General features: G+C 48.7%; 8 protein-coding genes. 5 read left to right on the forward strand and 3 right to left on the reverse strand.

Annotation, left to right across the window (positions count from 1 at the left end; all coding sequences use genetic code 11):
• From NDA06_RS06885 to NDA06_RS06905, 5 genes are all read left to right on the forward strand, one after another.
• Positions 1-327 (forward strand): GFA family protein (locus NDA06_RS06885; RefSeq protein ID WP_348251698.1); only part of this gene is annotated, 327 nt, incomplete at its 5' end.
• Positions 328-1,367: 1,040 nt separating this feature from the next.
• Positions 1,368-3,713: a CHASE2 domain-containing serine/threonine-protein kinase gene (locus tag NDA06_RS06890; RefSeq protein WP_199324008.1), complete on the forward strand. Its 2,346-nt coding sequence runs from the start codon at positions 1,368-1,370 to the stop codon at positions 3,711-3,713.
• 246 nt (positions 3,714-3,959) lie between these two features.
• Positions 3,960-5,081 (forward strand): magnesium chelatase ATPase subunit I, encoded by a 1,122-nt coding sequence (gene bchI, locus NDA06_RS06895; protein WP_190531894.1) that lies wholly within the window; start codon positions 3,960-3,962, stop codon positions 5,079-5,081.
• Between the two features lie 169 nt (positions 5,082-5,250).
• Complete coding sequence (locus NDA06_RS06900; RefSeq protein ID WP_190412037.1) at positions 5,251-6,033, forward strand: ABC transporter ATP-binding protein; 783 nt, start codon at positions 5,251-5,253, stop codon at positions 6,031-6,033.
• 88 nt (positions 6,034-6,121) lie between these two features.
• The gene (locus tag NDA06_RS06905) at positions 6,122-7,537 is read left to right on the forward strand and encodes an MlaD family protein (RefSeq protein WP_190985185.1); all 1,416 of its coding nucleotides are present in this window, start codon (positions 6,122-6,124) and stop codon (positions 7,535-7,537) included.
• A gap of 172 nt (positions 7,538-7,709) precedes the next feature.
• On the opposite strand, the gene NDA06_RS06910 is transcribed toward NDA06_RS06905, so the two are convergent.
• From NDA06_RS06910 to NDA06_RS06920, 3 genes are all read right to left on the reverse strand, one after another.
• Positions 7,710-8,006 (reverse strand): DUF3288 family protein, encoded by a 297-nt coding sequence (locus NDA06_RS06910; RefSeq protein ID WP_190412039.1) that lies wholly within the window; start codon positions 8,004-8,006, stop codon positions 7,710-7,712.
• Between the two features lie 14 nt (positions 8,007-8,020).
• Entirely contained in the window at positions 8,021-8,827 is an 807-nt protein-coding gene (locus tag NDA06_RS06915) for an MOSC N-terminal beta barrel domain-containing protein (protein WP_190985184.1), read from the reverse strand.
• A 341-nt stretch (positions 8,828-9,168) separates the two neighbouring features.
• Positions 9,169-11,649 (reverse strand): ATP-dependent Clp protease ATP-binding subunit, encoded by a 2,481-nt coding sequence (locus NDA06_RS06920; RefSeq protein WP_190438830.1) that lies wholly within the window; start codon positions 11,647-11,649, stop codon positions 9,169-9,171.
• Between the last annotated feature and the right edge of the window lie 38 nt (positions 11,650-11,687).

Here is an 11,687-nt window from a genome sequence, read left to right on the forward strand (position 1 = left end):
CATAAGGCAGATGACTGCAACTGTTCCATCTGTAGGAAGAAGGGATTTTTACATCTAATTGTGCCGTCCGAACGTTTTACCTTGCTAAGCGGTGCAGACTTATTGACAACCTACACCTTCAACACGGGTGTTGCTAAGCACACCTTCTGCCGTATTTGTGGGATTCACCCTTTTTATCGTCCCCGTTCCCATCCCGAATCTATTGATGTCAACGTGCGTTGTCTGGATGAGGATGTGGTGTCTCGCTTTCGCATTGTGCCTTTTGATGGGGTTAATTGGGAACAAAACGTACACCTAATTCGCTCTGAAGCATCGGACACGGATTAATAAATCCTCTCACCCAGCTTATCTATCATTGTAGGTTGGTTTGAGGTCATGTAGACGGAGTCTTCAAGAGAGAGTGACCCAACAAAAACTAAGGGAGGTGTTGGGTTTCGTCTTTGTGCGAAACCCAACCGGAAAGTCTGAAGTGAGTGCGAATCAATTTAAGTAGCTGGAACCTGCGAAAATTAACATTTTGCCCGATTGACTACCATTTATCGCAGTCCTCTCCAAACTATTGGGGAGAAAGCCAGCTTGGCGCTGAAATCAAGAGAATTGAGGAGCGTGAATCTTATCTGCCTGCATGAGGACAAAATAGGTAGGATTATTTTTATAAAATACGCTTATAGCTCCAAGGAAATTATTTTTAATTGTTAATTTTGTTTCAATATTGGCTGAATTATTAAATTGAAACTGTAAAAAGCTTAGCCGTCAACAAAGCCAGAAGAGAGTATAGATTAACGTCTAATAAAAAATCCGAATTCAGGAGCAGACAAAAATTCTCATTATTCCTAGCAATGCGACCGATTTTAGCTTAAAAATCCTTCTTTTAGAGGAAAAACTAGAAGCAATGAGTCTATTTTTCTACTGTCTACTACCAACTTTGCCGTCTCTCCCCTCGCACGCTCAATTGCTAAAGAATCTGCCAACACCGAAACTAGCGATGAATGTACCTCAAGCGAAAGAACACGCAAAATAACCACTTAAGAAAGTTACCACCAAGACTTAAGTATGGTAAAGAAGGACTAGAGTGACAAAAGACTAAAGGAAAATAACCGAGCGATCGAAACGGCAGAGCGATACTCACAGTCAGTTACGAACACTAGAATGCAAATAGGGACAGGAGGCATTTATTTCTAAAAGCCATGCAGGCTTGAAGTGGCAAAAGCAGGCTGTTATCGGACAGCAGGGCTAGGGTAACGCAAGCAAATTTGTACGCTGTAAGTATTCCCATACGTCGTAGCGATCGCTTGTTAAGATCGGTAAGTTTTAACCATTCCAACCTTTTAATTAAGCTTTTTACTTTCTAACCTGACAACGTTCCTGTGATAGATCGGCTTTCAAAGGGGAATTTCCATACAGTGCGATCGCACCTAAGACGCACTGCTGCCTTAATCTTGGGACAACCAGCACTTGTGGTCAGTGTGGTGGTCTCCCTCTTAGTGCTGGGAGTCCGGCAACAAGGTCTGCTGGAGACGCTGGAACTAGGTGCTTATGACCAGATGATGCGGTTACGACCAGCCGAAGAGCCAGATCCCCGGATCTTGGTGGTCGCTGTCACCGAAGCAGACATCCAAACCTACAAGCAATATCCCCTGTCTGACGAACGAATGCATCAGATGCTGGCAAAACTGCTGGCAAACGAGCCGCGTACTGTCGGGCTAGATATTTATCGCGATTTGCCAGTAGAACCAGGTCATGCGGCATTCTCCAAGCTGATGAGTAGCGATCGCCGCATCGTTCCGGTGTGTGCCGTCAAAGAGTCGGAAGGTCCTGGCACTCCACCACCACCCAATATTGCTGATGACCAGGCTGGCTTTGCCGATATCGGGAGGACTGATTCTGATGGCGTTATCCGTCGGGGTTTGTTATTTGTCTCTCCCTCCGCTCACAAGCCTTGTCCTAACCCGAACTCCTTTAGCTTCCAACTGGTTCAACGTTACTTGGAAAAAGAAGGAATCGTTGCTTCAGACACCCCACCTCTCCGTTGGAACAACACTGTCTTCAAACCTCTGGAGCCTAATGATGGAGGATATCAAGGTCTGGATGCACGGGGGTACCAAATCCTCATCAATTACCGCTCTGCCAATCGCCCTTTTAACCAGGTAACGATGAGTCAAGTCCTCAACGGTCAGTTTGACCCTAGCTGGGTAAAAGACCGCATCGTTCTCATCGGGGTTACTGCTTCCAGTATTGATGACGCCTTCTATACTCCCTACAGTGGCGCACAGAAGGGAAATCGGAAAATGCCTGGAGTTGTCACTCATGCCCATCTGGTAAGCCAGATGCTCAGTGCTGTCCTGGATGGGCGTCGTTTATTTTGGTTCTGGTCGGATTGGGGAGAAGCTTTGTGGGTATTGGGTTGGTCTGTAACTGGCGGGTTGATGGCTTTGCGGCTGCGGCATCCAGGGCACTTGTTACTGGGACAGGGAGCCGCGCTGGGTGTCCTGTTTGGGACGTGTTGGGTGCTGTTTACCCAGGCGGGATGGGTGCCAGTGGTTCCCTCTGCGATCGCGTTGGTGGGTACGGCTGCCGGTGTCGTGGCTTATAGCTCTCACCAAGCCGAACAAAATCAGAAAAAAATCGCGCTTCTGGTTCAGGAACAGCAATTCAACCTGGCGCAGATGCAAGCACTTCTCCAACAGAAAAATCAGGAATCTGAGATTGAGGAGGTAGCAACTGCGATCGCGCCAGCTCCCCTATCAGTTCTGCCTAATCGCGATGATTATGATGATGATGATGAGACTCAGCCGTGGCAGCCTAGCTTAGATGTAATTACAGAACCTGAGCGACTGGAGCGCCAGCGATTATTAGATTCCTCTCCCGTAAAGTACGGCGACTCCCTGCGACCATCTCTATTGATGGGACGCTACAAGATTCTTCGACCTCTGGCTTCGGGCGGGTTTGGTCATACGTATTTAGCCGAAGATACCATGCGACCTGGTAAGCCCCAGTGTGCGGTTAAGCATTTAATGCCTGCGCTTCGGGATGAAAAATTCTTGAAATTGGCAAAACGGCTATTTTTTACAGAAGCCGCCATTCTGGAAAGCTTGGGGCACCATTCTCAGATTCCGCAGTTACTTGCCTATTTTGAAGAAAACGAAGAATTCTATTTAATTGAAGAATTTATTAAAGGTCATCCGCTCACGGATGAACTATTGATAGATAAGCGCCTACCGGAAGCGCAAGTGGTGGAAATCCTGTGCGGGGTGCTGGAAATTCTGGTATTTATCCATGAAAACCAAGTCATCCACCGGGATATTAAGCCGAGTAATATTATTCGCCGAGAAAAAGACGGTCGCTTAGTTTTAATTGACTTTGGGGCCGTGAAACAGATTCAGCCCCAAGAAGAAAGCGAACAGGAAAACCGCACGATTGCTATCGGCACCCGTGGTTATACTCCAGCTGAGCAATACGACGGACACCCTAGGTTCAGCAGTGATATCTATGCCTTGGGCATGATTGGGGTGGAGGCAGTGACGGGGATACCACCGAGCAAGCTGGAAACTGACCGGAACACCGGCAACATCAATTGGCGCGAATTTGCCTCAGTGCGAGACGAATTTGCCGAGATTTTGGATAAGATGGTGCACTTCCACTTTGTGACTCGTTACCAGTCAGCTACAGAGGTGCTACAGGAGTTGAAACGGCTTCCTAGCGCTCCCGCGTAAACATCATCCGGTAGTCAGGCGGTAGTCAGGATGTGGGTGCTACAGGTGCAGGGGGATTGACATCGTTTGAAAAATGTTTTAGATGAAGATTTGCCTAAAAAATGCGATCGCTTCAGAAAAATTGAACCCATGCGTTTGGCAAAATTCTGAATTCACTCATCTTCAATGGATTCGGAATTTTCGGTTCGGATGAAGCGAAAAGTGGCACAATGAAAGGCGGTGAATAATAAGATGGGTAACAATTCTGTGAGTCCGACAGCCTCAGCGTCCCCTACGGCACGCCGTGTCGTTTTTCCTTTCACTGCTATCGTGGGTCAGGAAGAGATGAAACTGGCCTTGCTGCTGAATGTGATTGACCCCTACATTGGCGGCGTGATGATTATGGGCGATCGCGGAACGGGCAAATCCACCACGATCCGGGCTTTGGCTGACCTGTTGCCAGAAATCGAAGTCGTTGCCGATGACCCGTTTAATAGTCATCCAAGAGACCCCGATTTGATGAGCGACAGCGTGCGCGATCGCTTGGCGAAACAGGAAGAAATTCCCGTCGCCCACAAAAAAGTGACGATGGTTGACCTGCCGCTCGGTGCGACAGAAGACCGCGTCTGCGGCACTATTGACATTGAAAAAGCTTTATCCCAAGGAGTCAGAGCTTTTGAACCCGGACTCCTCGCGAAAGCCAACCGGGGCATTCTCTATGTGGATGAAGTCAACCTACTTGACGACCACCTAGTCGATGTGCTGCTCGACTCAGCGGCAAGCGGCTGGAACACCGTCGAACGGGAAGGAATTTCCATCCGTCACCCGGCGAGATTTGTTCTAGTCGGTTCCGGCAACCCGGAAGAAGGCGAACTGCGACCTCAACTGCTCGACCGCTTTGGAATGCACGCAGAAATTCGCACGGTGAAGGAACCGGCGCTGCGAGTGGAAATTGTAGAGCAACGGGCTGAGTTTGACCAAAATCCCCCGAAGTTTCTGGAAAAATATCTTCCGCAGCAACAAGCATTGCAACAAAAGCTCGTCAGCGCTCAAGAACGCCTGTCCTCGGTGACGATGGACTATGACTTGCGGGTGAAAATCTCCGAAGTTTGTTCGGAGTTGGATGTAGACGGCTTACGGGGCGATATGGTTACGAACCGAGCCGCTCGCGCGATCGCTGCCCTAGAAGGACGCACTGAAGTCACCGTAGACGATATCCACCGCGTCATCACCCTGTGTCTGCGTCACCGGCTCCGCAAAGACCCCTTGGAGTCCATTGATTCCGGCTACAAGGTGGAAAAAGTGTTTGGTCGCGTCTTTGGACTGGAAGCGTCCTCAGCAGAAACCAACACAGCTACAGCGAATGGAGTTCGTCAGGGTGTTCGGTAATCAGGACTGAGAGTGTGTTGAGTGTTGAGTGATTAGAGAGTTTTTCGATTCAACGCCCATAAATTAAAATTAAAAATTTTAATTTATGAGCGTTGAATTTTGAGTTATAAAAGAGTTCTTTAATTCAAAACTCAAAACTCAAAACTTTTTACCAATCCCCAATCTTTCTATGGCAGAGCCACTCATCGAACTAAAGGGAATTTCTAAATCCTTTGGCAACAATGTCATCTTAGATGGGGTCGATCTGACAATTTATCGGGACGATGCGCTGGCAATTATTGGCCCCTCCGGGACTGGTAAATCGACGATTTTGCGGATTATTGCGGGACTTCTGGCTCCTGATTCTGGTGAAGTTTATATCCTGGGAAAGCGACGTCGCGGCTTAATCGAAGATGCCGAAGATCCCCTTGGAATTGGGATGGTGTTCCAACAAGCGGCTTTATTCGATTCGCTGACGGTGGAAGAGAATGTCGGCTTTCTGCTGTTTCAGCGTTCTAAACTGTCACGTCGGCGGATACGAGAATTGGTGGAGGAAAAGCTAGAGATGGTTGGGTTGCCAGGGGTTAGCGATCGCTACCCCTCGCAATTATCGGGTGGAATGCGAAAGCGGGTGAGCTTCGCCCGTGCAATTATGTCCAATCCAGACCATCCCCAAGACAACCCAGAAGTTTTACTCTATGATGAGCCTACTGCTGGTCTTGACCCCATTGCTTCCACAGTGATTGAAGATTTAGTTCGTCAGTTGCAGCAAATACCAGACAGTTGTAGCAGTTATGTCATGGTGACGCACCAAGAAAGCACCATTCGCCGCACTGCTGACCGAGTGGTATTTCTCTATCAGGGACAGGTACAGTGGGAAGGTGCCGTCAGCGAGATTGATACCACCCAAAATCCTATCGTTCAACAATTTTTTAGTGGAAGTGTAACCGGCCCAATTCACGTCATCGGCTAAAATCAATTAAAAATTAAAAATTAAAAAAGGCAGAATTTTTAATGTAAGCATTTTTAATTCTTAATTGTTAATGGTATGAGGAGAACAGATGCGATCGCGAACGGTTCGAGAAGGCTCCGTCGGTTTGTTAATCCTGCTGTCCCTTTTCTTGTTTGGGGGTCTGATTTTGTGGATACGCGGGATGAACCCCGGTAGCCGTAGCTACACAGTCGTGGCAGAATTTGTCAATGCTGGCGGGATGCAAGCTGGCGCACCCGTCCGCTATCGCGGCGTCAATGTTGGGAAAATTACCGCCATCAACCCAGGCTCGAATGGCGTCGATGTGGTGATGGAAATTGCACCGGCTGACTTACTGATTCCGCGTGATGTCGTCGTTGAAGCCAATCAATCCGGTCTGCTCAGCGAAACTTCGATTGACATTACTCCCCTGAAGCCCTTCCAGCCAGACGCGAAGGTAGCGAATCCGCTCGATCCGCAATGCCAGTCTAGCCTGATTGTTTGTGACGAGGATCGCGTGCAAGGTCAAATTGGTGTCAGTTTTGACGAACTGCTTCGCAGCACTACCCGCATCGCCAATCTCTACAGCGACCCCGTATTCTTTGCCAACCTCAACTCAGTTGCTAAAAATACCAGCGTCGCCGCCGTTGGGGTATCTCAACTTACCCGCGAACTCACAGGTTTGAGTCGCTCAGTGCAACAAGAAATTAAAAACTTCTCAGTCGCAGCCAATTCAGTGACGAGTGCTGCCAATCAAACCAGCAATCAAGTTGCTTTGGCAGCCAATCAGATTTCTAGGACCGCGAATCAATATAGCGGGACTGCCACCCAGGTAAATCGGCTCGTCGATAATATGAATAGTCTGGTCGTAGGCAACCGCTCGACTCTCGTCAGTACCTTGAACAACTTTAGCCAAGCCAGCGAACAGCTGCGCCTGAGTGCAAGTAACCTAACAGGGCAAGTCAACCAGTTTGGAGGTGGACAACTACGGCGTAACTTAGAACTCGTGTCTGCAAATGCGGCGCAGGCGTCCATCAATGCAGCGCAAGCATCTGCTAACTTTCGCGATCTTTCCACCGCTCTTAACAGTCCAACGAATTTGGTTGTATTGCAACAAACTTTAGACTCAGCGCGGATGACGTTTGAAAATGCTCAGAAAATTACATCTGACCTGGATGATTTGACAGGAGATGAAGCTTTCCGTAACAATTTGCGAAATTTGGTGAATGGACTCAGCAATTTGGTGTCTTCGACAGAAGACCTACAGCAGCAAGTTCAAGTGGCTGAGGTTCTAGAACCTGGATTGCCAGCAGTCAATCAGGGAACCGGGATCGGAACGCAGCAGAATAATTCTTTGCTCCCCCTTGCATCGCCTTCCTTGACACCCATCGCCCAAAAGAAGCAGTTAAAGTCTGTACAGCGCGAACCAATGGGAAAGGCGTTACCTTCTGCTTACTGGGAGGAAGAATCTATTCAGCCACTAGCTGACTCTGAAAATAAGAATTAGCAAGCCTCAGTTCCATGCTCTCGCCTGGAAGGAGAGAGGCTTTCAATGATTCCTCGTCCTTACAAGGCAATGCATCACCTACACCTGTTGGAATTATGTAGGGGTGAAGCATTCGCGCAAAAACATTTGGGTTTTAAAGATACTGTATCCAAACGAGATTTGCTCTAGCACGCTAATTCCAATCTTCTTCATCTTGCCGCTTGCTGCGACTTTTATAGACAATACTTGTGGCATGAATCTGACGAGTTTTTTCAAAGAGTGCATCTTCTGTCAAGTTCCACTGGCGGAGAATCATATCCAGGTCTTGTTGAATCTCCCTTGCCCCTGGAAAGCCACGATAACGAATGCGTAGACGGGCGAGTTCCGCCAGATTGAAATCATTCATTTCCCCGGTTAAGAGGCTGTTAACGAGTTGGCGATCGCGTCCTTGGAGGGGATGCTGTTGATCTTTGTTTCCTGTCTCTGCCATATAATCTCTAATTTTTAGTTTTTAAGTGTTTGAATTTCCACTTCGTCTCCCACCTGTAAAATATTACCGGCTTCCGATTCAGGGATGCGCGTGTTTACCGAGAGTCGGTAAAAGTGATTGAATCGAGATGAGTCTACCCAACTGGGCAAAGTTTCTTTCCGCGCTTGCACAAATAATTTTTGAAAATTAGGGTAAACCTCACCCCTTAGAGAGTCTCGTGTCGGCACCACACAACGCTGACAGGGATTGACCCCATTTATCTGCACATCTCGCACCAGAAACGGCACCACATCCTCTTCCGCCCCAAACAGCCGATCTTCCCAAAATGCCGGGACGCCCCCAATTTCCAGATTTGCCCGCAGGCGTCGCCGCAATTCATCCCCCGTCAGAGGAGGAAACCAGGAGGCAACTGTCTCCAGCGTGGCGGTACTGATGACTGTTGGCCCGGAGGCATTGGTATCATCTGGAAAGCCAGAGACTAAGTTCTGGCAGAGTTTTACGGGAAAGTCGAAATAGTCGCTCAACCAAGCTTCTAGTTCAGTCCGTTCCCGATTGATGTGAAAAATGTGGGTTTGTTCTGTTCCTTGGACTTCTAAGCAAACACGAGTAATCTTCTCAGTATCCGTATCAATGTCAAAAGAAGTCCGCAGTAAGTGAACTTTCGGATTGCGCTTGGCATTCACGAATTGACCTTGAGCGTCACAGATAGCAAACTCTCGGTCATACTGTAATGCACCACTTTTAAGGATGGTTGCTTTAGTAACGGAAACACCATCTAGAGATTTGATTGGATAAACCAGAATGCGGGCAAGGTAAGACACGGTAATCAATTACAAATTAAAAATGCTTGTATTAAAAATGGACAACTCTTTTTCAATAGAATTTTTGCTTTCATTAGATATTCCGAAAGCTTACCCTATCTTTCGGCGGGGAACGGGAAGCCGCTTCGCTTCTACATCTGAGTTCATCTGTGTTTGAAAATTAAAAGTTCGGTATTTTTGCAAGAAGTTTATTGTTGATTTTTCAGCTTTCTTGAAATTAGGCAATACTCTAATCAAACGCCCGCTACATACAAAAACGGTAGAGAAACTATTGCTTCTCTACCGTATAACACTAAAAATTAAAAATGAATCATGACAAATTCATTTTTAATTTTTAATCTTTAACTTTCAGCCGCTTGGGGAAGTAATTCTCGCTTCTGACCTTGCAGCACTTTCACTTCCTTCGTGGTTTCATCGACATCCACAATTGCCGTGTCTCCATCTGAGACGCGACCGCTGAGGATTTCTTCCGCCAAGCTATCCTCTAACAGGCGCATGATGGCGCGACGCAGCGGACGGGCACCATAGCTGGGGTTATATCCTTCTTCCACCAGACGATCCTTGAAGCGTTCCGTAACTTCTAAGATAATTCCCTGTTCGCTCAACCGTCCGATCACCTCTTTGAGCATGATGTCGGCGATTTCCTTCACCTCGTCCTTCGTCAATTGGCGGAAGACGATGATCTCATCGAGACGGTTTAAGAACTCTGGGCGGAAGTATTGCTTCAGTTCTTCGTTCACCAGCGAGCGAATGCGGGTGTATTGTGCCTCTGCTTCGTTCTCTTGGGTATCGAAGAAGCCAAGCCCTGTGCCACCTTTCTCAATCACCTTAGAACCGATGTTGGAGGTAAGAATCAACAGCGTGTTCTTGAAGTCTACCGTGCGTCCCTTGGCATCGGTCAGGCGACCGTCTTCCAAGATTTGCAGCAGCATATTGAATACATCCGGGTGGGCTTTTTCGATTTCGTCGAATAGCACCACGGTGTAAGGACGACGACGTACTGCTTCGGTGAGCTGACCGCCTTCGTTGTAACCGACATAGCCTGGAGGCGAACCAATCAGTTTGGAAACCGTGTGGCGCTCCATGTATTCGGACATATCTAAGCGAATCATCGCTTCTTCCGAACCGAAGAAGTAAGTAGCCAAAGACTTTGCGAGTTCCGTCTTACCTACACCCGTCGGCCCTGAGAAGACAAAGCTGGCAATTGGTCGGTTGGGGTTCTTTAAGCCGACCCGTGCCCGACGAATGGCTCTGGAAACTGCTTTGACGGCTTCTTCTTGACCGATCAGCCGATTATGCAGCGTGTCTTCCATGTGCAGCAGCTTCTCGGATTCGGATTCGGTGAGCTTGTTCACCGGCACTCCAGTCCAAGAGGCGACAATGTGGGCAATGTCTTCCTCGGTAACGACGGGGGAAACATCATCGCGTTTGTCGGATTCGGTCTTTTTGCTTTGAGCGATCGCGCGAATTTCGGCTTTGATTTCCATTTCGCGATCGCGCAGTTCTCCTGCCCGGTCGAAGTCTTGACTGCGGACTGCGTCATCCTTATCCTTGAGAACCTGACGCAGTTCTTTATCCAATTCCTTCGCTGCGGGGGGCAACTGAGAGTTGAGCAGGCGCACGCGGCTTCCGGCTTCATCAATCAGGTCAATCGCTTTATCCGGCAAGTAGCGGTCGGAAATATAACGATCTGAAAGCTTGGCAGCAGCTTCCACGGCTGTATCGGAGATTTTTAGCTTGTGGTGTTGCTCGTAACGTTCGCGCAATCCATATAAAATCTCAATAGTTTCGGCAACCGTCGGCTCACCCACCATCACCGGCTGGAATCTACGCTCTAGGGCGGCATCCCGCTCGATGTGCTTGCGGTACTCATCTAGTGTGGTTGCACCGATGCACTGCAATTCCCCTCTCGCCAAGGCGGGTTTCAGGATGTTTGCCGCGTCGATGGCACCTTCTGCGGCACCTGCACCAATTAGGGTGTGAACTTCGTCGATTACTAGGATGACATTTCCGGCGCTGCGGATTTCATCCATAATTTTCTTTAAGCGCTCTTCAAATTCACCCCGGTATTTGGTGCCCGCTACCAGCAAGCCAATATCCAGCGTGACTACGCGCTTTTCTTCCAAGATGTCCGGTACATCGTTGTTTGCGATGCGACTCGCCAACCCTTCAGCGATCGCTGTCTTACCAACTCCGGGTTCCCCAATCAGCACTGGGTTGTTCTTCGTGCGGCGTCCCAGGATTTGGATGACCCGTTCGATTTCTTTCGCCCGACCGACGACTGGATCGAGTTTGCCTTCTGATGCCATCTGGGTCAGGTTAGAGCCAAACTCATCTAATGTCGGGGTCTTGGTGCGTCCGCTACTTTGCCCCGCAGAGACTTCTGCCGTCTCTCCCAGCATTCTAATCACTTGCGTCCGCACTTTCGTGAGGTCAACCCCTAGGTTTTCCAACACTCTGGCGGCAACCCCTTCTCCTTCTCGGATCAGACCCAGTAGCAGGTGTTCCGTCCCTATGTAGTTATGCCCTAGTTGGCGAGCTTCTTCTAGAGATAACTCCAGGACGCGCTTGGCTCTGGGGGTGAACGGAATTTCTACCGCCACAAAGCCAGAACCACGACCGATAATTTTTTCCACCTCAATCCGAGCATCCTTGAGGTTGACGCCCATAGATTTCAGGACTTTGGCGGCGACGCCGGTTCCTTCTCCAATTAGACCCAGGAGGATCTGCTCCGTACCGACGAAGTTGTGTCCCAGGCGACGAGCTTCTTCCTGGGCCAGCATGATTACCTTAATGGCTTTTTCTGTGAAGCGTTCAAACATGGCGGATTTCGTTTCCCCTGCTGCGTGCCTGTAATGGT

The sequence above is a fragment of the Trichocoleus sp. ST-U1 genome, assembly GCF_039961835.1.
Classification (GTDB): Bacteria; Cyanobacteriota; Cyanobacteriia; order Cyanobacteriales; family FACHB-T130; genus FACHB-T130.